Source organism: Agrobacterium genomosp. 2 str. CFBP 5494, assembly GCF_900013495.1.
Lineage (GTDB): Bacteria > Pseudomonadota > Alphaproteobacteria > Rhizobiales > Rhizobiaceae > Agrobacterium > Agrobacterium pusense.
Genome location: NZ_LT009720.1, coordinates 293,016 through 316,008 on the forward strand (window position 1 = coordinate 293,016; position 22,993 = coordinate 316,008).

Annotated in this window: 25 protein-coding genes and 3 pseudogenes; 7 read left to right on the forward strand and 21 right to left on the reverse strand. The window is 57.1% G+C overall.

Features of this window, described 5'->3' with window-relative positions; all coding sequences use genetic code 11:
- Window positions 1–14 precede the first annotated feature (14 nt).
- The gene (locus AGR2A_RS25900; protein WP_072495354.1) at window positions 15–677 is read right to left on the reverse strand and encodes a flavin reductase family protein; all 663 of its coding nucleotides are present in this window, start codon (window positions 675–677) and stop codon (window positions 15–17) included.
- Between the two features lie 133 nt (window positions 678–810).
- On the opposite strand from AGR2A_RS25900, the gene AGR2A_RS25905 reads away from it, so the two are divergent.
- A complete protein-coding gene (locus AGR2A_RS25905) occupies window positions 811–1,482 on the forward strand; it encodes a GntR family transcriptional regulator (protein ID WP_072495353.1) in 672 nt (223 codons plus the stop codon).
- A gap of 49 nt (window positions 1,483–1,531) precedes the next feature.
- On the opposite strand, the gene AGR2A_RS30225 is transcribed toward AGR2A_RS25905, so the two are convergent.
- The 3 genes from AGR2A_RS30225 to AGR2A_RS25915 are packed head-to-tail and all read right to left on the reverse strand — an operon-like array spanning window position 1,532 to window position 2,689.
- Window positions 1,532–1,924: an integrase core domain-containing protein gene (locus AGR2A_RS30225; RefSeq protein WP_107327803.1), complete on the reverse strand. Its 393-nt coding sequence runs from the start codon at window positions 1,922–1,924 to the stop codon at window positions 1,532–1,534.
- A complete protein-coding gene (locus tag AGR2A_RS29340) occupies window positions 1,914–2,330 on the reverse strand; it encodes an IS3 family transposase (protein ID WP_107327804.1) in 417 nt (138 codons plus the stop codon). The genes AGR2A_RS30225 and AGR2A_RS29340 overlap by 11 nt, the downstream gene beginning before the upstream one ends.
- On the reverse strand, window positions 2,327–2,689 hold the full coding sequence (locus AGR2A_RS25915) for a transposase (protein WP_072495352.1): 363 nt from the start codon (window positions 2,687–2,689) through the stop codon (window positions 2,327–2,329). Before AGR2A_RS25915 ends, AGR2A_RS29340 begins: the two co-directional genes overlap by 4 nt.
- Here AGR2A_RS25915 and AGR2A_RS29775 point away from each other — a divergent pair.
- Window positions 2,688–3,047 carry a hypothetical protein gene (locus AGR2A_RS29775; protein ID WP_157952819.1) on the forward strand — a complete coding sequence of 120 codons (360 nt, stop codon included), beginning with the start codon at window positions 2,688–2,690 and terminating at the stop codon, window positions 3,045–3,047. The genes AGR2A_RS25915 and AGR2A_RS29775 overlap by 2 nt on opposite strands.
- A 73-nt stretch (window positions 3,048–3,120) precedes the next feature.
- On the opposite strand, the gene AGR2A_RS25925 is transcribed toward AGR2A_RS29775, so the two are convergent.
- From AGR2A_RS25925 to AGR2A_RS30230, 4 genes and pseudogenes are all read right to left on the reverse strand, one after another.
- Entirely contained in the window at window positions 3,121–3,339 is a 219-nt protein-coding gene (locus tag AGR2A_RS25925) for an addiction module antidote protein (protein ID WP_272936978.1), read from the reverse strand.
- 973 nt (window positions 3,340–4,312) lie between these two features.
- Window positions 4,313–4,912, reverse strand: coding sequence for a general stress protein (locus tag AGR2A_RS25930; RefSeq protein ID WP_072495351.1), 600 nt, complete (start codon window positions 4,910–4,912; stop codon window positions 4,313–4,315).
- 16 nt (window positions 4,913–4,928) lie between these two features.
- Window positions 4,929–5,246 carry a PepSY domain-containing protein gene (locus AGR2A_RS25935; protein WP_072495350.1) on the reverse strand — a complete coding sequence of 106 codons (318 nt, stop codon included), beginning with the start codon at window positions 5,244–5,246 and terminating at the stop codon, window positions 4,929–4,931.
- Window positions 5,247–5,457: 211 nt separating this feature from the next.
- Window positions 5,458–5,663: pseudogene (locus AGR2A_RS30230) on the reverse strand (SOS response-associated peptidase); the annotation flags it as partial.
- 129 nt (window positions 5,664–5,792) lie between these two features.
- Here AGR2A_RS30230 and AGR2A_RS29780 point away from each other — a divergent pair.
- Window positions 5,793–6,053, forward strand: a complete 261-nt coding sequence (locus AGR2A_RS29780; RefSeq protein ID WP_072495349.1) for a DUF1236 domain-containing protein — start codon at window positions 5,793–5,795, stop codon at window positions 6,051–6,053.
- A gap of 318 nt (window positions 6,054–6,371) precedes the next feature.
- Here AGR2A_RS29780 and AGR2A_RS25945 read toward each other — a convergent pair whose 3' ends face one another.
- The 9 genes and pseudogenes from AGR2A_RS25945 to nhaA form a co-directional block, all read right to left on the reverse strand.
- Window positions 6,372–6,950 carry a helix-turn-helix domain-containing protein gene (locus tag AGR2A_RS25945; protein WP_234797450.1) on the reverse strand — a complete coding sequence of 193 codons (579 nt, stop codon included), beginning with the start codon at window positions 6,948–6,950 and terminating at the stop codon, window positions 6,372–6,374.
- A gap of 556 nt (window positions 6,951–7,506) precedes the next feature.
- The gene (gene fixJ, locus AGR2A_RS25955) at window positions 7,507–8,145 is read right to left on the reverse strand and encodes a response regulator FixJ (RefSeq protein ID WP_080823534.1); all 639 of its coding nucleotides are present in this window, start codon (window positions 8,143–8,145) and stop codon (window positions 7,507–7,509) included.
- Window positions 8,132–9,511 carry a PAS domain-containing sensor histidine kinase gene (locus AGR2A_RS25960; RefSeq protein WP_080823535.1) on the reverse strand — a complete coding sequence of 460 codons (1,380 nt, stop codon included), beginning with the start codon at window positions 9,509–9,511 and terminating at the stop codon, window positions 8,132–8,134. Before AGR2A_RS25960 ends, fixJ begins: the two co-directional genes overlap by 14 nt.
- Window positions 9,512–10,171: 660 nt before the next feature.
- Entirely contained in the window at window positions 10,172–11,179 is a 1,008-nt protein-coding gene (locus AGR2A_RS25965) for a TRAP transporter substrate-binding protein (RefSeq protein WP_080823536.1), read from the reverse strand.
- A 38-nt stretch (window positions 11,180–11,217) separates the two neighbouring features.
- Window positions 11,218–12,495 (reverse strand): TRAP transporter large permease, encoded by a 1,278-nt coding sequence (locus AGR2A_RS25970; protein WP_080823537.1) that lies wholly within the window; start codon window positions 12,493–12,495, stop codon window positions 11,218–11,220.
- A 4-nt stretch (window positions 12,496–12,499) separates the two neighbouring features.
- Window positions 12,500–13,030: a TRAP transporter small permease gene (locus tag AGR2A_RS25975; protein ID WP_072528627.1), complete on the reverse strand. Its 531-nt coding sequence runs from the start codon at window positions 13,028–13,030 to the stop codon at window positions 12,500–12,502.
- A gap of 21 nt (window positions 13,031–13,051) precedes the next feature.
- A pseudogene (locus AGR2A_RS25980) lies at window positions 13,052–14,211 on the reverse strand (fumarylacetoacetate hydrolase family protein).
- 71 nt (window positions 14,212–14,282) lie between these two features.
- The gene (locus tag AGR2A_RS25985) at window positions 14,283–15,023 is read right to left on the reverse strand and encodes a FadR/GntR family transcriptional regulator (protein ID WP_072495344.1); all 741 of its coding nucleotides are present in this window, start codon (window positions 15,021–15,023) and stop codon (window positions 14,283–14,285) included.
- Between the two features lie 238 nt (window positions 15,024–15,261).
- Window positions 15,262–16,476 (reverse strand): Na+/H+ antiporter NhaA, encoded by a 1,215-nt coding sequence (nhaA, locus tag AGR2A_RS25990; RefSeq protein ID WP_174150517.1) that lies wholly within the window; start codon window positions 16,474–16,476, stop codon window positions 15,262–15,264.
- Window positions 16,477–16,688: 212 nt separating this feature from the next.
- On the opposite strand from nhaA, the gene AGR2A_RS30235 reads away from it, so the two are divergent.
- The 4 genes and pseudogenes from AGR2A_RS30235 to AGR2A_RS26010 form a co-directional block, all read left to right on the forward strand.
- The gene (locus tag AGR2A_RS30235; RefSeq protein ID WP_080823540.1) at window positions 16,689–17,021 is read left to right on the forward strand and encodes a hypothetical protein; all 333 of its coding nucleotides are present in this window, start codon (window positions 16,689–16,691) and stop codon (window positions 17,019–17,021) included.
- Window positions 16,928–17,128: a potassium transporter TrkG gene (locus AGR2A_RS30240; protein WP_234825406.1), complete on the forward strand. Its 201-nt coding sequence runs from the start codon at window positions 16,928–16,930 to the stop codon at window positions 17,126–17,128. The genes AGR2A_RS30235 and AGR2A_RS30240 overlap by 94 nt, the downstream gene beginning before the upstream one ends.
- A gap of 140 nt (window positions 17,129–17,268) precedes the next feature.
- Window positions 17,269–18,465 (forward strand): IS256 family transposase, encoded by a 1,197-nt coding sequence (locus AGR2A_RS26005; RefSeq protein WP_080823494.1) that lies wholly within the window; start codon window positions 17,269–17,271, stop codon window positions 18,463–18,465.
- A gap of 64 nt (window positions 18,466–18,529) precedes the next feature.
- Window positions 18,530–19,502 (forward strand): annotated as a pseudogene (locus AGR2A_RS26010) (TrkH family potassium uptake protein); the annotation flags it as partial.
- 5 nt (window positions 19,503–19,507) lie between these two features.
- Here the strand turns inward: AGR2A_RS26010 and AGR2A_RS26015 are convergent.
- From AGR2A_RS26015 to AGR2A_RS26030, 4 genes are all read right to left on the reverse strand, one after another.
- Window positions 19,508–20,254 (reverse strand): potassium channel family protein, encoded by a 747-nt coding sequence (locus tag AGR2A_RS26015; protein WP_312622377.1) that lies wholly within the window; start codon window positions 20,252–20,254, stop codon window positions 19,508–19,510.
- A 181-nt stretch (window positions 20,255–20,435) separates the two neighbouring features.
- Window positions 20,436–20,597, reverse strand: coding sequence for a hypothetical protein (locus AGR2A_RS29785; RefSeq protein WP_157952821.1), 162 nt, complete (start codon window positions 20,595–20,597; stop codon window positions 20,436–20,438).
- Between the two features lie 530 nt (window positions 20,598–21,127).
- Window positions 21,128–21,829, reverse strand: coding sequence for a Crp/Fnr family transcriptional regulator (locus AGR2A_RS26025; protein ID WP_034499545.1), 702 nt, complete (start codon window positions 21,827–21,829; stop codon window positions 21,128–21,130).
- 148 nt (window positions 21,830–21,977) lie between these two features.
- Window positions 21,978–22,895, reverse strand: a complete 918-nt coding sequence (locus AGR2A_RS26030; protein WP_072495341.1) for an SUMF1/EgtB/PvdO family nonheme iron enzyme — start codon at window positions 22,893–22,895, stop codon at window positions 21,978–21,980.
- Window positions 22,896–22,993 lie beyond the last annotated feature (98 nt).

Sequence of the window (22,993 nt, forward strand, 5' to 3'; positions counted from 1 at the left end):
CGTGCACCTTGACGTCATTTAAAGATTGCGCGCCCCTCCAGGCCGTACTTTGCATCCTCGTCTGATCCTGGCACGCGCATCTCGAACGTGTTGTCGATGACGGCGTAGTCGAAGTAACCGAGCCGAGCGATGGGCCGGATCTTTTCAATGTCGAGCCGACCGTCGGACCGGATCACAGCGTCATCGATGTGGATTTTCTCCACGCGCGCAAAAACGATATCGATCGAGCCAACGGGGGAGTTACCTTTGAGGCGATGCGTGCTCAGGTAGCGGCATTCGAACTTCACTGGGCTTTCTTTGACCATCGGAACTGCGGCGTTGTCGGCGTACTCTTTTGTGACGCTCAACCTGTCGAATTCACTCTCGTGCGGCGGCAACGCCATTGCGCTAACGTTGACTGCTTCACGCAGGGCATAGGTCGCCATGTTCCAGACGAACCACCCGGTTTCCTCGGCATTGATGACTGTGTCTTTACGGCGACCGTCCGCATATTGGTTGGCTGAGAACATCACCATCGGCGGGTCAAAGGTCAGATTTTGCCACTGGCTGTAGGGCGCGATGTTTTCCACCCCTTCCGTACTGACACTCGACAACCAGCCGATCGGACGGGGGATGGTACAGCTCTTGAATGGTGAGAACGGCAACGGGCTAGGTTCGAGATGTGGAGAGTATTTCAATGCTCAGCTCCTGAAGCGTGTGATTGAAGTATCGGTGGCATATAATCGATATATCGGTTGAATGGCAAGGGTGTTTCGGCGATATAGTGGTAAGCCATTTTTTAAAAACGCGGTGGATTGAGTGGAGGGATGAATGAGCGTGATGAGCCAAGTCGAACAGGCGGTGGAGGTCTTGCAGGGGCTTATCGAGCGAGGCGATCTGAAACCGGGCTCGATGGTCTCCGAGCGCGGGTTGATGGAGCTAGTGGGAATCGGCCGTACGCCGGTCCGTGAAGCGATACAGCGGTTGGCCCTCAACCGAATGCTGCGAATTCATCCGAGTCGCGGCATCGAAGTCCCGCCAATCTCGATCGAAGAGCAGTTGTGCGGTCTAGAGGTGCGCCGAGCGACCGAACTGTTGGCAGTGACGCTGGCATGCGAGCGGGCTACATCCGAGGATCTAAGAGACATCCAATCTCTTGCCACGGTGCTCGACGGCGATTTCTCCTTGAAAAGCTATACGCAAACGGTTCGCCAGACCCACGCGCTTATCATAAGAGCGGCTGCCAACCCCTATCTCGAAGACCTGATGTCATCACTTCAGGCCCTATCTAGGCGTTTTTGGCTAATGCATATCCAGGACGAGGCTAAGGAGATCAACATCGGGAAGGCTCTCCATCAGCGGATACTGAAGGCGATCAGTATTCGGGATGCTGCAGCGGCGGGGCAGGCGTCCTTGGAGTTGAACGATTATTTGGTGAAGTTCTCTGTGGGCGTGATTTCCAGTAGGGTGAGACGCAGCGGCTCTACGCCTTCCGATGTTTGACGTTGCAGTGGAGTGAACCCCTCTAGCTGGACCAGCGAGGCTCTTCAAACTAAGCCACCTGCTGGGCGAGTTGGGTTTCAAATTCTGCTGGCGACATGTAGCCAAGGGCCGAGTGCAGCCGCCTGGCATTGTAGATCTCCTCAATAAACCTGGGCAAACGTTCGGCCACATCTGCGAAGGTCTCGTAGCCGGCGACGTAGACGTCTTCGACTTTCAGGGTCTTCATGAAGCTCTCTGCCTGAGCATTGTGATAAGGATTGCCGACGGCGCTCATGGAACCCTGCAGACCGGCGGCATCGAGCGCTCGTCGATAGGTCTCACTTGCGTATTGGGCATCCGCGGTCCGTGTGGTGGATGCAGCCGGGTGGAGGTTTTCTGTTCTCGATCGCCGAACGCAATGCTGCCAAAGCCAGTGGCGTATCCAGGCGTTTTCACAGGCCATAGCCTACGACTTTCCGGCTGCAGGCGTCGAGAATAACAGCGAGATAGCAGAAGCAAGCGGCGATGCGGATGTACGTGAAGTCGGCCACCCATACCATATCGGGTCGCGCCGGGATCACATTGCGATAGAGGTTCGGGTAAATCGGCGAATCGTGGTTGCTATCCGTCGTGCGAACATACCGCTTGCGAGGCTTGATACCGAGGCCATTGGCCCGCATAACGCGGGCGACACGCTTGTGATTTACGAGGTAGCCTCTTCGCTGAAGCTCGTGTGTTACGCGCCGGTATCCGTAACAGGGCAACTCGTCCTGGATGTCCTCGATGATTGCAACGAGTTCGCTGTCGCCGAGGTTCAAGGCTCTCGCGGTTGATCGGTAATAGTAGGTGCTTCTCGGGAGATCGATCATTTTGCACCCTCGTCGGATGGAGCAAGACGAGGACCGGTGATGATGGAGGAGCTCGCGCTGTCCCCGACGATCGGCTGACGCGGAGTTTTTTTAACCAGGTCCAGCTCCATGGTGAGCTGGCCAACCTTGCGTTCGAGCGCCGCAATGTGGGCCTCGTACTCGGCAATGACGCTGGCCTCTGCCTCCTCGTCGTTCAGGTCGCCGCGATCGAACTGCGTCAGCCCTAGCTGTATAAGGTTTGCCGAAACACCATATGTCCGCTGCGCGTCGCGCCGTCCGATGACGCCGTTTTGGATATCCTGGCAAAGCTGCAACTTGAACGGCGTCGAATGCCGGCGATAGGGACCTCGGGACTTCATGAGCCTTCTCCGATTGAGGCCCGCAGAGCGTATCAGTTTTTCCGTATCGCGTGGTCCAGTTCGAGGGGTTCACTCCAGTCCAGCGGGAGGAAGCTCCCACCATTCCAGAGCCGAACGGCGATCTCTCATCCGCGAACTGACCGAAGAAGAGGCTGCTGGCTATCGGCTGGCTCCCGACAATGCGCTCGACTGGTCGGACCATCCGACGGCGGCGCATGACGAAGGCATCTTGGAGCGCTGGGAGAATCAGCTCGACTGGCTGGAACTGGATGAACCCCGGCCCGCAGCGCCCTCCGAGGAAGGCGAATGCTCAGAGGATCCTCGAGGGCATCGAGATGCTCGAGAAGTCGTTCTCTGATCGCATCATTCCGATTGATGGGCCAGTTGTCAATATTTAGGCAACTGTTCGGACGCGCAACCCATCCTTGGGGTTACGCGTTGCTTTGCATCTTTGCTTCAAGCGTGAGGCCCAGCGCGGAAATGACCTTGAGAATTGTCATCAGTTCCGGATTGCCATCTTTTCCTAGCGCCCTGTAAAGGCTTTCTCTCGCTAACCCCGTTTCTTTTGCGATCTGCGTCATCCCACCCTTTTTCGCACGGGCAAGTCGGCCCAACGCGTCGATAAATGAGGAGGCGTCGCCAGACGCCAACGAGACACCATCAGACTACGCCGCTTGAAACACCACGCCAAAGCGGCTTAAATCAACCCGCAAACCGAGCCGGAAACTCCATTCTTCCAGAGCCCAAAAAGTCTCAAATCATTCGACGACGGACACCTTCCGCTCATGTCGTTCACTTCGTTCGGCGAGGTCGGGACGCCGTAAGATTATCACCCAACTTGAATCATCGGCAACGACGGCAGTCCTGCACCATGCCCGGGTTGAGCGGAGGCTCTCGAGATCTTAAATGCAGCCGCGGGGAAGATTTTCTATCATTGACAGGAGAGCGGCAGCGCGAAATCAGTGTCGTTTCAGGCCGCCGCTGGCGTGGTGCGTTTTTGAGGATGTACTCGCATTCTGCGCGTCATGATGAAGCCATTCGAAGTACGCTTAGACGGACATGAAAATGACAAGCAGGGTGAGGATTGAAACGAGCATCTGAATTGGACGTTCGTGACGAAAAATCCGACCTGAACCCGTGCATACCTGCGCGACGCAATATGACCATCGCAGTTAGAGTTTATTAATTGTGCCAGGGGCGAGCGATATTTCGCTGTCCGAACTTGCGATCCAGTTTGTCTGCGCTGCAATTACTGTGATCAGCGTGGCCGCAAATATTGTAGACAAGGTGACGATCAGAAAAAGTATAATCTTTCGAAAATTTCAGTGCCTCCGGCGCGGACGCGCGGACGCTGTACAAGCCGCGCCACATTATAATTGACGGCAATTATTAAAACTTGGTTTGCAATATTCCTTGCGTGAACGGACGGTACCGAAAGGGGGTCCGGGCGGAACTGCAAGGTTTTTGCATGCCGAGAGATTTCACGAAGGGGCAAGTGCCACTTACGGCCGGCGGGCTGTCGCGCTTACGAATTCTGCATACTAATTAGAACGGGTGGAATAACAAAGGCTGTATCAGGCGTCACTGAAGGGGGCGCCACCGTGGCGCCCCCTCCTGAAACTATCACGTACCATTGCCGCGATAGCGAAGCCGTTCCTGCTCGATCTGTTCGGCCTCGTAGGGTGAGAGCGTTTCGTCGAAATGCGTCCATCCTTGCTTCTCGTAGGCGGCGCGACGTTCTGTCGGATCCACCCAATTCGAGCGTTTGAGAATGGCTTCAGCCTGCGGCGCCATGGCGTCATCCACCTTTGCGGTGACGAGGGTGCCACCCCGGCGGACGCCTTCCGCGTAGAAGTGGGCATCTCGTTCCGGGACGTCGGAGCTCGTCAGTGCGCCGATAATCCCGCCAGCGGCCCCACCTGCAACCGCACCGGCTGCCGCGCCGGCTGCAGTCGCAGCAAGCCAACCGGCCGCGACGACCGGACCGACGCCCGGAATGGCCATCAAGCCAAGGCCGGTGAGCAGGCCGCCCGCGCCGCCGACGACCGCGCCGATCCCCGCGCCAGTTCCAGCCCCTTCTGCGGCATTCGACTCTTCGTGCCGCCGATCGGCGTTATTGGAAACGATACTGATATCGCTGGATGGTACGCCCAGAGTTTCGAGTTCACTGACGGCGGAACTTGCGTCTGCGTAATCGTCAAAAAGTCCGGTAACAGTTCTCATAACATCCTCCTAGGGGTTACTTGGCAACAACATTGCCCTGATAATCGAGAGCGATCGAAACAGTTTTGCCGTCCTTCATGCCGGTAGCATTCCAAACGCCCCTGTCGTCTTTCTTGAGATCCTTCAACCCCGTATAACCCGCTTTTTCGATCCGATCCTTTGCCTGGTCCTCAGTAAAACTGTTGGCGCCCTCTACCGGGGCCGTCGGGTTTTTCGTATCGGGGGTCGCAATTGCCGGCGTGTTTCCGTCGCTGTTGGCCGCGGGCGCACCTTGAGCATGTGCTGTAAGGGCCGAGACACAAATGAAGGCGGCTGTGAGAATAGTGTTTTTCATGGTTTTCTCCCTAGCTCGGATCTGCGTAGATTGATCCACGTGATTAACCCTTTGATGTTCTTTTGGTTCCAGCATCGGAGGCAAAGTGCTCAACAAGCATGGCGGCACGTCGGGCATACGAGCGACCATGCAAGGGTCTGGACAGTGGCGCAGGCGAACGGCGGAATAAGAGGGAGGTAGCAACTGAAGCGGTGGAGCGCCCGGAAAGCTACACGAGGCGATTGGCATCGGTAGTCAGGAAACCATAGAGATCGTCGATCGTGATCCCGTTGCGAACCTTCCGGACCTTTTTCATTTTGGCACGTGGATAGGGCAGAATATCGGCGATTTCGTCTCATCGCGGGCAAACCAGGCGTTAGGCACAGAGCCGCGTTCCTGTTTGTTCGTCGGATCCCGTTCGGCAGAGCTGATAACCGGACCACGAAAAGCACGGATACCTGGTTCTTCCAAAACCACGACGGAAAGACAGGCACTGCTGGTGCGACCAACGGCGATGTCTCAGGGTCGCCATCTGCGGCGACAAAAGAGCAGAAGGCCGGTTCGCAAGTGAACGTCGATGTCACGATCGAGCAGCGCACCGAAATCCGAAATGTCATTATCGAAAACAAGGTAGAACCCGTCCGCCCGATATTCAGCATTTTCGTTGGAACCGCGGTTCCAAGAACCGTTAGGCTTCACAGGCTCCCAGCGCGCGTGATCCAGATCGTTCCGCAGTACCGTAATTACGAATATATCGTTCTTGCTGACGAACGGATCATCGTCATCGATCCTGCGACCTACGAGATCGTCTACGTTCTCGCGATCTGACGACCCTCGTTGCCATTCATCCTGTTGGTCGCACCGTGCGACCAACAGTTTGACCGGTTGTGTGTGTGCTGAGCCGCGCAAAATTTTCCCCGCCAAGCGGGGCATGCAGTGCCGTTTCGCGCGCCGATGACAGCGACCGACCTTACAGGGTTCAATGACCCCCGCCGCGAATAACCGCGTCCGCGGTGTCCGGCCAGGGCTCCATACAGCTCCTGCACCACCTGACAAAACCAAGGAGAAGAAGGCGGAGTGTGCCAGACCGAGGTCGGGTGGTGGCAGGTTCTGCATGCACTCCCCCTCACTCGGGCCGGGAGCGGATTACTCGCTGATCGCCTGGAGTTTGTCGCGTCTGACTATTTCGATACAGCGGGCGTTCTTCAGGCGAACAATTCCCTTCTCGCGAAGCCTGGACATGCTCCGCGATACCGTCTCAACCGTCATCCCGAGATAATCGCCGATATCCGTTCGCGTCATCGGCAGATCGATAATTCCCACATCGCCTTGTCGACGATCAAGGTCAACAAGGAACACCGCAAGTTTCTCGAGGGCGCTTTGGCGGCCAACCACGAGCAGATGCTCCTGGGCCCGAATCATGCTTCGCAAGGCGAGCGCCATCAGTTCGCCGCGGTGAATTTCGTTTCCTTCTGCCTCGATCGACGTCAATCCGGTTGGCACGATCGCCTCGGCGTAGAAGCTCCGACACCCCCACGCCTCAAAACCGAATGTTTCCCCTTGCACATGGAACGCGACAACCTGCCTGCGGCCGTCTGTAAGCAGACGGTAGATGCGCACAGCCCCGGACTCGATCCTGTACAGAGATCCAGACTTTTCGCCCTGCGCATAAATCTCACTACCGGATGCATGGAAAGTGACAGGGCGCGGGCGGACAACCGCCATTGGTAGACCGGGTGACGGAGACGAACCACGGGAGGAATAACTGGCGGAAGCCGTAGCGAGCATGTGAGCTGACCCTCAATTGGAATGCCCAGACTATGCCGCAGAGCGACGCCTGCCAAAATTCGTTCGTTCCACTAAGGGTTTTTACCTAGCCGCATCAGCGCACTCACGATATCCGTGCCCGTTAGCGGCTTGTGAAGGATTTGTATGCTTGGCCTCTCGTTGCTGAACGTCTCGTCTTCTGCAAGAAAAAGGACAGGCGTCTTTACGGGGAGGGTTGCGAGGCATGCTTCCCGCTCGCATTCTGGAAGGGAGCCGTCGAGAATAACACAAATCGCTCCACCGACCGATTCTCCGGCATGCTTCCAGGACCGGAATGACGCCACGTCATATCCGTACGCGCGCAGGGCGAACGCCAAGCCGCGCGACAGTGCGGGGTCCTTCACAATCGAAGTTATATGTCGTGTAGTCGGCAAATTGACACCGGGAACATTACAATAACGCGACAAGCAGGGCCAGTTGAACAGCCTCTTGACCTTGCGCGCCTTGTTCTGGATCAATTTCCGTCGGAGTTTCCAAAGTCCGCGATTTCAATCGAAAGTGACATGCGGACCAGCTCGGGAAGGCTTCGAGCTTTCATTTTTCCCATGACGTTAGCTCTGTGGACCTCCACGGTTCGCGGGCTTATGTCGAGATTGAAGGCTATGGACTTGTTCGGGTGCCCCGCCACCACCCCCGCAAGAACCTGCCGCTCGCGTTCGCTCAGCGTCTCCAGTCTTTTGCGTACTTCTTCCACCGATTCCGTTTCGGGAGCACGGGGATCCAGACGGGTAGCCGCACGGTGGATCGCGTCGATGATGACCGTATCGGCAAATGGCTTTTCAATGAAGTCAACGGCTCCGGCCTTCATTGCCTCCACCGCCATAGGCACATCGCCATGGCCGGTAATCACTATCGACGGTATACGCACCCCCTCTGAGCGGATCCGTCGGATCAGCTCAACACCACTTATGTCCGGCATGCGCAAATCAGTCACCAGCACAGCGCGGTGAAGTCTGGGTGCAAGCGATGCGAAGGCGGTGGCCGTATCATGCACTCTCACGCCAAGACCGCTCATGCTGAGCATAAAGGCGAGCGATTTCCTGACAGCTTCCTCGTCATCAACGACGTGCACAGTGAAATCATCGTTCGCCATTTTCTTCCCCATCATAGGCTGGCAGTGTGAATGTAAATCTTGCTCCTCCGAGCTCGCTACGTGACACGGTTATCTCTCCGCCGTGAGCCTCGATGATGCGCTTCGATATGGACAGCCCGATTCCCATTCCGCCAGCCTTAGTCGTGACAAAAGGCCTGAACAACTGGTCGGAAATCTCATTGGGAATGCCGGCGCCCGAATCTTCGACTATCACTGCGGCTTTGCCGCTTTCAGCAGCCTTGATGCTCACCCGAAGGTCTTTCTTTAGGGACTCGCCCATCGCCTCGACTGCATTGCGCATCAAGTTCGTGAGTACCTGCTGTATCTGAATTCGGTCGACCATGACCATATCGTCGCTAGCAGCAAAGTCAAAGACGGATCGCACACCTTTTTCTCTTGAACCCATCAGCGCCAGTGCACCCGCCTCCTCAACCAGATGCCGGAGTTTGTGAGGCAGCTTCTCAGTCTCACCCTTAGTAACGAATTCTCGGAGATGGCGAATGATTTGACCTGCCCTGACACTTTGTTCACCTGCTTCCCTCAGGGCTTCGTGCAATTGCCTGTCCCTTTCGCTTTCGGAGCCCTGTAGCAAGCGTGCGCAACCATGAACATAGTTGGCAATCGCCGAAAGCGGTTGGTTCAGCTCGTGGGCCAGGGTAGATGCCATCTCTCCCATTTCGTTCAGCCGTGCCAATCTTGCCAGTTCAGTCTGAATCTCCTGTAGGCGGGCTGCTGATTCCTCTCTTTCGGTAAGATCTCTCACGAAACCGGTGAAAAACCGTTTGCCCCCCCGATGCGTTTCTCCTACCGCGAGCTTCATGGGAAATGTCGATCCGTCCTTGCGCTGGCCCACCACGACCCTATCGGTTCCGATAATGCGTTTTTCGCCGGTCGCTAGATAGCGCTGGAGGTAGCCGTCGTGCTCGTGCCGATAAGGTTGTGGCATCAGCATTCGAAGATTTTGTCCAATTGCTTCGTCCTCAGAGTACCCGAACTGCCTGACGGCAGCTGCATTGAAAGAGACAATCGTGCCATCCTGCTGGCTGACGATCGTGGCGTCGAGCACAGTATCGAGGATAGACCTTAGGTGTGCCTCGCGCGTGTTCAGCGCTTCTTCTGCCGCCTTATATTGATGCCTCAGGCGTTTGAGCGACCCGCCGAGGTACGCAATTGCAATGCCGACCGCTCCGAAAACCATCAACTCGGGGACCTGGGCGCCGCCGGGGGTAAGCGATCTCAGATAGCTTGCCGAGCAAAACGCCAGGAAAAATGCGAGCAGTCCAAGCCGCAAACCTCCGGTTATTGCGGCCAGGAGAATTGGGGGAACAAACAGTATGTAGATAGCAGGGGCGTCGAGTAGATCCATGAGAAACACTCAAAATTAACCGAACGAAAACGGATGAAGCTGCGACCGAATTCCCCTGCGTTTGTTGCAAAGCGAGCGCAACTTGCCATTGGATCTTTTCCGGTCCCTGATCGGCATCATTCTTTTCGCGTCCGCCATCGAGGTGCCCATCCTGTCGCTAACCATATGTCACATTGGCATAGCGCGCTGGCCGGCGACGGGCAATTGCTTCATGTGTCGGGAGATCACGCCCAACTTACGGACCACAGACGGCCGTAGAAAGTGATATACCGTTCAGCGGCGACGGGACGAACTACCAGAGCTTGCCATGCCTGGATAAGTCTGCGCTCGCTTTGCGCACGAGGTTGCGATGAGGACGGCTTCATGCGTGACGGACACGTCGCGATCAACATGTCGGCGGCGCCAATCTTGAACATGCAGACTGACGTCTCGACTTTGATGTTATTGCCACCCAGTCCAAGGCCTTCGATCAGGCCAGGGCGATCCACATGGTTGCGCACATCAGGGTGACTAGGGTGTCGGCGAGTTACGCGCTGCTCGAGTCCCGGCAAGCTGAAGATTCAAATTGTTTCGAGATTCTTAGGTCGACGTAAGGAGCCGGCAGACGATATCCTTTTCCACGGTGTCCGGCGGGGAGATACCCGCCGGACACCTGATGTGTTACTGACCGCGGATTTTCTTCAGGTCCGCCAGAACGGCGTCAACGACGTCGGCGCCGATTTCAGCCTTGTGCTTTTCGTAAACGACCATCGACTTTTCGCGGATACGGGCCTGCTCTTCAGCAGAAAGCGTGTTCACCTCGAGGCCGGCCGCCTTGATCTTTTCCAGCGACTTCTGGTTCAGTTCACGGATGACCTTGCGCTCTTCGTCACGACCCACGACCGCGCATTCGCGCAGGGCTGCCTGTTCTTCCGGCGTGTAGCTGTCGAAGATCGGCTTGGAGAAGAGGAAGAGGAACGGCGTGTAGGCGTGGTTCGTCTCCGTGATGTACTTCTGCACCTCGTAGAACTTGGAGGTGTCGATCGTCACATAGGGGTTTTCCTGCGCATCGATCGCATTGGTCTCAAGCGCCGAGAAGACTTCGCCGAAAGCCATCGGCGTAGCGTTTGCACCGAGGTTCTGGAAGGTGTCGAGGAAGATGTTGTTCTGCATCACGCGGACCTTGAGGCCCGAGAAATCTTCCCACTTGTTGACGGCATGCTTGGAGTTCGACAGGTTGCGGAAGCCGTTTTCCCAGTAGGCCAGATTTACGAGGCCCTGTTCTTCCAGCTTCTTGTTCATCATGTCACCGAAGGCGCCGTCCATGACGGCATCGGCTTCCTTGGCATTGGCGAAGAGGAACGGCAGGTCGAAGACGCCAAGCGACGGGATGAGACCGACGAGCGGCGAGGACGACGTGACGACCGCTTCCTGAACGCCGGAGCGCAGGGCCTGTGTCGCCTGAAGGTCACCGCCGAGAGCACCACCCCAGAATGCCGTCAGTTTCAGCTTGCCGCCGGACTTGTCGTCGAGGCAGGCCTGCATGGCCTTGATGCCGTTGCCGACGGGATGATCCTGGTTGATACCGTTCGAAACGCGGATGTTGCGGCTGTTGAATTCGGCCATTGCCGGCGCTGCCGCGCCAACTGCGAAGGCGATTGCCGTGGTGGTCAGAAGAAGCTTTCTCATAATATCCTCCCTTGGATTGTGGTCGAGAAAAAGTTCACTTAACGAAGGTACTGCAGAGGTACGAGGACGATGTCCGGGAAAATCACCAGCAGGAACAGCACCGCGACCTGCGTTAGCAGGAAGGGCAGAACGCCCGCCGTTACACGACCCAACGGTACCCTGCCGACGCCGCTGACGACGTTCAGCACCACGCCAACCGGCGGGGTAATCAGGCCGATACAGGTGTTCATGATGAAGAGGACACCGAAATAGACCGGGTCGATGCCCGCCTGCTTGATGATAGGCATCAGAACTGGCGTCAGGATCAGGATGGTCGGCGTCAGGTCGAGCGCGGTGCCGACGATCAGAATCAGGACCATGATTGCAAACATCAGCAACATTGGCCGGTCGATCAGCGGCTCGATATAGCCGACAACCTCATTTGGAATGTTCGCAGCCGTAATGAGCCATGCGGAGACGAGTGCCGCGCAGACCAGGAACATGATGATAGAGGTGCTTTTTGCGGCGCGCAGGAGCACATGCGGAAGTTCACTCGGCTTCAATTCCCTGTAGACCACCATGCCGACGAAAAGCGCGTAGACGGCAGCCACGACGGCGGCTTCCGTCGGCGTCATGATGCCGGCCTTGATACCGCCGAGGATGATGACGGGCATGCCGAGCGCCCAGCCGGCGCGAGCCGTCGCCTGCAGACGTTGCTTTGCAGTCGTTTTTGGCAGAGGCGTGATGTTGTCCTTGCGCACCACGAACAGCCAGGTCGCGACCAGAGAAAGGCCCATAAGGAGGCCCGGAACGATCCCTGCCATGAACAATTGCGTGATCGACACGTTGGCGGCGACACCGAAGACGATGAACGCCATGGACGGCGGAATGACCGGGGCGATGATACCGCCGGAGGCAATAAGACCAGCCGAGCGCGGCACATTATAACCGGCCTTCGCCATCATCGGGATGAGGATTGCGGCAAGGGCTGCGGTATCGGCTGCGGCCGAACCGGAGATGCTGGCCATGATGATGGCCGCCATGATGGCAACAATGCCGAGGCCGCCTCTGATGTGGCCTACACAGGCGATGGCGAAATCGATGATGCGGCGGGACAGGCCGCCGGAATTCATCAGTTCGCCAGCGAGAATGAAGAAGGGGATGGCAAGCAGGGTGAAGGTGTCTGCGCCCGAGATCATGTTCTGCGCGATGATCTGGGTATTGAACATGCCCATGTACCACATGAGCACGACGCCACAGAACATCAGCGAGAAAGCGACGGGAACGCCAATCGCCATGGCTCCAAGCAGAGAGCCGACAAAAACGAGAAGTGTCATGGTATCAGCGCTCCGAAAGCTGTTCGATCGTCATGTTCTCGCCCGCGAACTGGGCGATTTCGTCTTCCGTCACGCGGCCCGTCAGAAGACGGTACAGGCGTTCCAGCGCGATGATGAACATCAGAGCACCGGTGAACATGCCGATGCCATAGACCCAGATCATGGAGAGCTTGGTGACCGGCGCATGCATGCTGGCGTTGATGCCGGACTGTTTCCAGGTGCCCCAGAAGAAGATGGCGGAACAGGCCAGAATGATGATGTTCGATATGATCATGCAGACGATGCGGCCCCGTCGAGACAGGAACATCACCATGGTTTCAATGCCCATGTGGCCATGTTCCCTGAACGCGACCACCGCGCCGGTGAAGGTGAGCCATACGAAAAAGAAACGCGACAGTTCTTCCGAGACATTGATGCCGGAATTCATCGTGTAACGCATGACGACGTTGACGAAGACCATGATCGCCATGCCGGCGAGCAGCAGGATGAGAATGATTTCGAGAATCCGGTAAAAGAGATTGATGGTCTTTTGCATTTTCCCCTCCCGAAGAAATATCTAGAGCAGCCCTCGTTTCGCCAGGTTGCGCATCAGTGCCGCGGTGCCGAACGTCCATTCCGGGCATTCGTCAGTCGTCGTGACCCAGTTGATCAGCTTACCGAGCTTGGGCGTGGAGATTTCGACACGGTCACCCTTTGAATGGGTGAAGCCGAGACCTGGGCCATGGCGGTCCTTTACCGGCGCGAACATCGTGCCAAGGAAAAAGACTGCGCCGTCAGGATATTGGTGGTTACGGTTCAAGAGCTGCGAAGCGAGGTTTTCCGGGCGTGCGGCTGATCGCCTCCATGGGGCTGACGCCCGTCATGGTGAAACCATCCTCTCCTTCGACCAGAAGAGAAATCTGCGCCTTCTTCACATCTTCAATGCTGAAGTTGCCATCGAACAGGCGGATGAACGGGCCGATTGCGCAGGAGGCATTGTTGTCCTTCGCCTTGCTGAGCAGCAGGGCGGAGCGGCCTTCGAAATCGCGCAGGTTGACGTCGTTGCCGAGCGTCGCGCCGACAATGCGACCGTCAGAGGTGATGGCCAACACCACTTCCGGCTCAGGGTTGTTCCACTGCGATTTGGGATGGACGCCGATCAGGGCACCACAGCCGACGGAGGCCATGGCCTTCTTGGAGAAGATTTCCGCATCCGGGCCGATGCCCACTTCCAGATATTGCGACCAGAGGCCCATTTCCTGAAGCAGTTTTTTCACCTCGGCGGCTTTTTCTGAGCCGGCCTCAAGTCCCTTGAGGATTGTCGCCAAGAACAGGCGCCAGCCGTCCGCGAATTTCCTGCGCACGCAGCGGATCGCCTTTGGCCTGCTCTTCGATTACGCGTTCCAGCATACTGTCGGCAAAGGTGACACCTGCAGCCTTGACGGCCTGAATATCGTTGGGGGCGAGGAGTTCGCCGGCTGAGCCGTCCAGAAATGCGTCCAGTGCGCCTAAGGCGACGAAAGTACCGGTGTCGTTGAGCTGCTCCACCAGGTCGGTCTTCTCCAGAAGCTCTGACATGGTCGGAGAAACAGATGTGAGGTCATAAAGCACGCCATCCTTGAGGAGGACGGGGCAGGGGCCGCCTTCGCTTTTCGACCATACGCGGCCGACGAGCAAAGCGTTTTCATAATCCTCAGGCAAAATTGCGGTAGCGTCGATCGACCTTACGCCGGCCATGTATATCCTCCCACTATCTATGCGTTCGCTAGCATACGACTGGATGTCAGACAACCCGACCTATGTGAAATTCAAACATTTTTATTTGCCCGCAATGGCATGCCGAAGAGTGCGTCCTCACCAAGTCCTAATCGGCTGGCCGAATTAACGATGTGAGAGGTCATCCATTTCTCCGCACCATCCTGGTCGCGAGCGGCGATTGCCTCGTAAACAGCGCGGTGTTCGTCGAATGTTGTTGTCGCGATATTTGTGTCGCCTGTGCAGCGAAAGGCGAGGGGAATGATGTCGCCCAGATAGGTTAACAGGGGAGACAACATATCGACATAGAATCGGTTTTGCGTTGCCCGTGCGACAGCCAGATGAAATGCGATATCAGAGCCGATGCCCTTCGCAAGCCAGTCGCTGACCCGGCTCATTTCGAAGACATGCTCTCTTAGAATGGAAAGATCGTTGACCTTATGCTCCGTTGCGGCCAGTCGAGCAGCTTGCCTTTCAAGAGGCAGCCTCAGTTGGAACAGCCCAGGCAGATCATTCGGATCGGGAACACCACAGATCTCCAGACGAATTTTCGATCGACGAACCGTCGACAATACAAACGCTCCGATACCATGACGGGTCTCGACCAGGCCTTCACTCCGAAGCTTTGCAATTGCTTCACGGATAACGGATCGACTCACGCCGAATGTCCTGGCAAGGCTCAGCTCCGCCGGAAGTTTGCCTCCCGGTTGCAGCTCTCCAGTTTCGATCTTCTTTCCTATCTCATCAGCTACCTTTTGCGGCAAGTGGTGAGTGCGCTCAACGGGTTGAAACATGTCTGGATTGTCCTCCCTTTCGGCACGACGCAAGTCGCTGTGCGTCTTTTGCCGAGTTTTGTGGCGAAAACAATGGTCCGGGGCATTTTATTCGTTCCCGATTTGCTCGTCTGGCTCGCTTCTGTCCCGGCAGGCGTGACTGCAACTCTAGCTCAACGTGTCTCGCGCAAATGGTAGAGGGCTTGAGAGGCCAGCCCGCCAATCCGGCGAAGTGGCCCCAAGAGGTGTCCGGAATACATCACGAGGTGGAGACAGTCTCGCCGGAAGCCTTCGACGTCCGGCGACTTGATGCGCCCAGCACAATGGCGCCCAAGACACCTGCAACGACCGATCCCATCAAAATTCCCACCTTAACATGATTCTGAACTTCCGGGTCGTCGAAGGCGAGCAAGCCAATAAAGAGAGACATGGTAAAGCCGATCCCGCATAAGAGGGCAGTGCCAGTCACCTGACCCCAGCTTGCCTGCGCGGGAAGTTGTGCAAGCCGAAGCTTTACCAGCAAGGTGACGACGCCAAGTACGCCAGCGAGCTTGCCGAAAACGAGGCCGCCAGCAACGCCCATTGTCAACGGCTCGCTGAAGACAGAGACGCTGAGACCGGAAAGTGACACGCCAGCGTTGGCGAAGCCGAAGATTGGCACAATGATGAAAGCAACCGGCTTGTGAAGCGCATGTTCAAGGCGATGGAGGGGGGACTCGGCTGGCGTTGCCTCCGGGGTGCCGGGGGTAAGCTTCAACGGGATCGTCAGTGCGAGCATGACACCAGCAAGTGTGGCATGAACACCTGACGCAAAGACTAGCACCCAAAGGACAGCACCGAGTGTGAGATAAGGCCACAGCACCTTTACCTTCATCCTGTTGAAGATGAAGAGGTTGCCCCAAACAAGTGCAGCGCCAATAAGAGCGGTGAGGTTCAGGTCTGCCGTGTAAAACAGAGCGATGACGATAACAGCGCCGAGGTCATCAATTATAGCAAGCGCCGCGAGAAAAATCTTGAGCGACGTCGGAACTCGTGATCCGAACAATGAGATGACTCCCAGCGCGAACGCGATGTCGGTTGCCGTGGGGATCGCCCATCCCTGTAGTGCTGTGGGATTGCCGCGGTTCAGAAGAACGTAGAAGATGGCCGGAAACAGCATGCCGCCTGCTGCTGCAGCTCCTGGCAAAACCCTCCGACTCCAGGTGGAGAGCTGCCCATCAAGCATTTCGCGCTTGATTTCAAGCCCGACCATCAGGAAGAAGACTGCCATCAGAGCGTCGTTGATCCAGTGTTGAAGGCTCAACGGTCCCAGATAGACATGAAGGACATGAAAGTAGCTTTCCGCCACAGGTGAGTTGGCTGTAATGATCGCGAGTAAAGCGACGGCCATGAGGACGAGGCCGCCCGAGGCTTCATTGTCAAGAAACTTGCGAAGTGTGGAATTGATGCGACCTGGATTTGATGTCGAAGACACAGGTTCACGCTCCCTTGCTTGGAAGTTGATCTCAGTCTCCGTGGATTTCGGGGAACCCGCAGCGCACGCAGCACGCGCTGTTCGAATATAAATATCCGAAGCTGTAGACGGTTTCCACAAAAACCGGAAATTTTTCGCTGAGTGGACCGCCAAGACTTTACGATTGAGCCAAACACCGCATTCTAGACGTAGCAAAGCTATGGGAGACACACTTGACCGCCGCCAACCTCCGTTCCGCGATCCACATTGCCTCCTTGTTCGGCATCTACCTCAGCGTCGCGATGATGGTGCCTGCGCTTGCTGATTTCTACGTTTCGAACCCGGACGCAATTGTTTTCACCCGAGTGAGTGTTCTATGCACGGCCCTGTTTGCCGGAACAGCCATGGCAACCCGGGAGGCACACCGCAACTTAATCGACGCATGGGGGTGCTGCTCGTCAATCTGCTCTGGATTGTTTTCTGCGTTCTTGGCGCCTTACCGCTCTGGCTCAGTGGAGAAGGCCTCACCTTTTTCAAAGCACTTTTTGAATCCGTTTCCGCGGTGACGACAACCGGATCAACGGTGATGACCCATCTTGATCATGCCCCGCCTGGAGTTCTTCTTTGGCGTTCGATGCTGCAATGGTTCGGCGGAATCGGGTCGTCGCATTAGGTCTCTTTGTGATGCCTTTTTTGCGCCTTGGGGGGATGTCATTTGATCGTGTCCCAGCGCGTGGTGTAGCTGGATTTCATAGCCATCGGTGATTTCCGGTAGGGTCGGGTTGCTTAGATCCAACCTGAAGGACACCACCGATGACCGACGATATGATGAACCTGCGCTCACTCGTTGAGAAGAGTGCCGACGCCGATTTGCTCCGGGATATGATCGGCTTTGCTGCCGAGAAGTTGATGGCACTGGAAGTCGGGGCGAAGACTGGCGCGGGATATGGCGAGAAGAACGGCTTTCGACTTGCCCAGCGCAACGGCTACCGCGATCGAGACTGGGAGACACGAGCAGGGACCGTCGAGCTGCGCATTCCCAAGCTTCGCACAGGCAGCTACTTCCCGAGTTTCCTGGAGCCGCGCCGGATGGCGGAGAAGGCTCTGACGGCGGTCATTCAGGAGGCTTACATCCAAGGCGTTTCGACCCGATCCGTAGATGATCTCGTCAAGGCCATGGGCATGAGCGGCATCTCCAAGAGCCAGGTATCGCGGCTCTGCGAGGAGATCGACGAGAAGGTGAAGGCCTTCCTCGACCGTCCTATCGAGGGCGAGTGGCCATACCTCTGGATCGATGCCACCTATCTGAAGGTTCGTCGCGGCGGACGCATCGTCTCTGTCGCTGTCATCATCGCTGTCGGCGTCAACACCGACGGTCGACGCGAGGTGCTCGGCATGGAGATCGGCACTTCAGAAGCAGAAGCGATCTGGACTGAGTTCCTGCGCAAGCTGACCAGGCGAGGCCTGCGCGGCGTGAAGCTTGCTGTCTCCGATGCGCATGAGGGCATCAAGGCAGCGGTGTCGAAGGTGCTGTCCGCCACATGGCAGAGGTGCCGGGTCCACTTTATGCGCAATGCGCTTGCCCATGCCGGGAAGAGCGGACGGCGTGTCGTCTCTGCCTTCATCGCCACGGCGTTTGCCCAGGATACTCCGGAGGCTGCAAGCACCCAATGGCGTAATGTCGCCGACCAGATCAGGCCGAAAGTGCCGAAACTCGCTACCCTGATGGATAGTGCCGAGCAGGATGTGCTCGCCTACATGACCTTTCCCAAGCAGCACTGGGCAAAGCTTCATTCAACAAACCCGATCGAACGTCTCAACGGCGAGATCAAGCGGCGCACCGAAGTCGTCGGTATCTTTCCGAACGACGACGCCATCATCAGGCTCGTCGGCGCTTTGCTCCTCGAGCAAAACGACGAGTGGGCTGTTCAGCGATCCCGCTACATGACACTTGAGACCATCGCCACAATGAGCGATGATCCGCTCATCAGCCTGCCAGCCGCAAGCTGACACTCATCCGCCCCTCTGGGATGAGCCGTGGTCGTCTAAGCTACACCACTCCCCGGGACACGATCTGTCATTTTTCCGGCTGGAATCTTCGGACAAGGGCGACAAGGTTTTCGCGCGTATCGCGAGTTTCCTTCGCGCTTTCGTGGCGATCTATGTCACAATCACACTCGTATGCGCTTCGGCTTATCATGTGCTCGGAATGGATCAGTTTGATGCGCTGAACCATGCGATGACCACAGTCGCTACGGGTGGTTTTTCCACCCACGATGCTTCCTTTGCCTATTTTGACAGCGTGCCATTGCTGTGGGCCGGTACGTTCTTCATGTCTTTGTGCAGCCTGCCTTTTTCGATCCTCATTCTGTTCGCTGTAAAACGCTCCTCTGCCCCATTGAGAGACCCGCAGATCATCACGTTTCTCGGTTACCTCATCCTTTCGGCTCTGGCACTGGGCGTGTACCACCATCTGCATAACAACGTCGCAATAGGGACATCGCTGGCCCACTCGTTTTTTAATTTGGCCTCGATCTTGTCGACATCCGGATTCGCCAGCCAGGACTATACGGCGTGGGGACCTCTCGCGGTGTCGCTGGCCTTTGTCGCTACATTTGTTGGCGGTTGTTCAGGGTCGACAGCGGGCGGCATCAAGGCATATCGTTTTGTCATCATGTACAGGTCGCTGCGACCAGCAATTATGAAGGTTATCTATCCAGACAGCGTCACCACCATTCGATATGGAGGAACTGTTGTGGACGCGGACATGCAGAAGGCGATCTTTCTTTTCTGTCTTCGTTTCGTTCTGGGCGATGGGAACGGTCGTCCTGAGCGCGCTCGGATATGACTTCCAGACAGCAGCTTCATCCGTTTTAACCGCGTTGTCGAACGTCGGACCCGGGATCGGTTCAATGGTCGGCCCCGCCGGCAACTTCGCGGAAATGTCGAACCCCGCTCTGCTTCTCCTCTCTATCCTGATGCTGATGGGTCGTCTGGAGATCGTCACCGTCCTTATTATTCTCTCGCCGCTTTTCTGGCGCAACTAGCGCAATCAATCGTTATCGTTCGGAATGTTCAGCAACTGCCCGCAGGCTTTGCAGTGGACCGCGTCAATCTCATGCCTTTGGAGGCCACATGTCTCGCATGGATACAGGACCTTGTAGGGACGCACGATAGATTGCGCGAGCCGAACGAAAAGCGAGATTCCGACGATCATCGTGACAACGGAGGTGAGTTTTCCGAGGGGGCCCGGAAGAGTGATGTCACCGAACCCGGTCGTCGTCATTGTGGCAACTGTGAAGTAAAGGGCGTCGACGAACCCGATGAGCCCGCCCTGATGGTAGAAGAACGTCGTGTAAACAAACCCCGTCACCATGAAAAGGAAGACGAGGAAGTTCAACGATGCGCGCGCCACGTCCTTAAAGTGATGACAGCCCAGCCGTTTCAGAACAATAACAAAAAGCGGGCTCGCTCCCACTGCCCATAATCGCATCGCTCTCAGAAAAGCGAAATTGAAAAGTGCATCAGGAAACAGCAGCGTCGCGAGGATGACAAGATCGATCCATGTCATCGGGCGCCTCAGCAACGTCGTAACGGAACCGGTAGCGAATGCACGCGCAAACAGCTCCGCCAAGATCCAGACGGCGATGATGTAGTCAATGATCAGATAGGACGGTCCGGTTCGCAAAAACGGCCCGAAGATGAAGAATGCAATGATACTGACGTCGATCACCGCGAGCGCGGCCTGCCAGGCAAGTGCCCACTGATCGCGCCCGCGTTCGATACGACGTAGTTTCATACGCAAGATCTCGAGGCGAGACGGCACGGATCTTCTGGTTCTTGTCGATGGTCTCATTCGTAAGCGATAGGCGCGAGTGAGGTTCGGGTCAACAACGAGGGCGATTCCCAGAGCGTTAAACCTCGAAGCCGGCCTTCGTGTTGGTGTAGGGTGATCACGGACGTCCAGGCGGCCGCGCCGATCATGGCCGCTTGGTAATGCACAACATGCGGCTTGTTTCTGGTTCTGCATGGATCGTAGCGGAGATCGATCCTGCAAAAACGCAGACGGCGCCGCGCTGCAGCGACAACGCGGGTGCCCGCGCATCCGCCTGGTTCGGTGCATCGAAGAAGTCGATAATCATCGACGCTTCCGGAGCTGCGCCACGCCCACGACCGGCGCAGAAGCGCTCGCGGCCGTCGTCAATTTGGAGGCTAGGAATTTGTCCGATCGGCGGCCATCAATGCTATGACACGCAGTCGTGTCGAGAAGATGCGAGATCACGGAAACATCGTATTCTCCAGCCGGTCCTGTGGATCTGGCTGGTCGCGCACGTCTTTCATAAAATCGTCGCTCACGCCGCGCGCCATCGCTGCTTTCAGAGAGTTCCAGGCCTCGGCACGCTCAACATGGGACGCAAGATCGGTGCATCGCCCGCTTGCGTTATTTCCACACGATGGACGTCGAACACAATTCTTTCGGCAGGCGAACCGGCTGAGAGGTACCGGACTGAAATACGCGGGTGACATGGGGCATGGTTCGCTCCCTTCAGTTTGACCGCTTTTATAAAAATCATATGTCCCGCGACTTAAACTAGCAACCTCCCTGTAACCGACAGAGCGTAAGAAACGCGCAAGAGCAGGCTGCCGCAATGAGCGAGGCAAAGGCTCCGCCCTAGACTTGACTGATATCGCCGTCCGCCAGTTGAGCAAGGCCCGGTAGATCGCATACGAGAAGCTTCTGCCGGCCGCCCTGTACCAGGCCCTTGCTCTCCCAGCTGGACAGGATGCGAGAAACGGTGTGGAGCGTGGTGCCGGTCATTTCCGCTATATCCTGCCGCGAGATCGGGAAGTCGATTCGAATACCGTCCACCTCCTTGCGCCCTGCCTGTTGCGAAAGGCGCAGTACGGCGTGCGCCACCCGACGCTCTACCTCCTGCGTCGACATTTCGCGTATGCGCGTATGGGCTTCCTCAAGACGTTGGCCAATGGTCTGCATGGCGGAGACGGCAAGGTGGGGGTTCTGCTCGACGAAGTGCGGCCAGAGGTCCGTCTGCCAGGAAAGGATCACGCTTTCGGCGGCCGTGGTCGCGGTACCGGGATAATCGGACCGCTGCAGCGCCCGGGCGAAACCGAAGAGATCACCGGGATGCACCACACGCACGATGATCTGCTGGCCATCGTGCGTGACCTGCGTCACCTTCAGGCGGCCATGGATGAGCAGGAAGAAATGCTTGGCTGGCTGGCCCTGCTCGAAGATGGCCTCGCCCGGCGGCACCAGCCGAGATGTGGCGTGCGTCAGCAGTCCATCCAGCTCATCGTCGGCCATCCTGGCAAACAAGGCCAGCGACCGGATGACGCTTCGGTCAATCTTCACTTGCACCCTCTCCGGTTAACTGGCACCGCGCGCTCCCCGCCAGGAGAAACATGATGCGAGCGTTCTGTATTCTCCACGATACAGCTCTACCCATGGGGCGAAGAAGAACAAATGATATAAATCAACTGGATGTTTTAAGCGACGACTATCACGTAGCCAGACCGGCTGCCCGAAGCTTTTCGACAAGCGGAGCATACCAGCGCGTGTCCTTCACCAGCCGGAAGCCGAGATTGTCAGGCGGTACTCCGACAGCGCAGCCTCCGCTCTTCGGGTTTTTGACGAAGGCGCTCATGGCCGCGCGGTGTTTTCCCGACGCGACCGGGATACCGCAGGAGGCAACGCTATCGATCGCCTCACCATCCTTGCCGAGCGTCACGCGGTGGCTGCAGCTCGATGTCCATTCCCAGACGTTGCCCCCGAAATCGGCAAGGCCATATTCGTTTTCGCCAAAGCTGCCATAGGATTGCGGAACCGGGTTGCCCGAGGCTTTACGGCGGGTCTGCCGCTCGTAATCGGCCAGCCAACGCAAGGCCGGGTTTTCGCTGTCCGCGCCGACACCTAGCGTCTCATCCGGGAAATGCGACCCGGCGGCGAAAGCCAGTTCAGCGTCGCTCGGCAGGCGCCAGACCTCGCCTGTCCGCTCACTCAGCCACGTCGCATAAGCGCGGGCGTCATCCTGACTGATACCGGTTGCCGGTATCTCGCCGCCGACCGGAGCGGCAAAGCCGGGTTCCGGCTGCTGACAGCCGCCTTCCGCTACGCAGCGCGCATAATCGCCGCTCGACACCTGATATTTCATGATCGTCAGATTTTGCCGCATCGCTACGTCGACCACCGGGCCATCGACGGCATAGCCATTGCGGAAATATTCGCCCTCCGCCCGGTAGGTGAAATGTCCTGCGGGCACCGTAACGACCTGTGGAGCCATCATGGCCGCGCGGTCACCATTGCCGCTGCGGATGATCCCGGACTGGAAACCGATGGCCGTTGCCAAAAGCGTTGCAATCGAGAGCGGGAGAAGAAGCGAGACGGCGTTTGGGAAGTGGCTGTTGCGGGGAATGCCCATGGGAACCTGCCTGCGTCGAGAAGACGCCAAATTCGGGCCTGCGTTCAGGCGCGGAGAGCAGAACCTTGAGCGCGCCCGCGGCTGTCGACGGGCGCGCT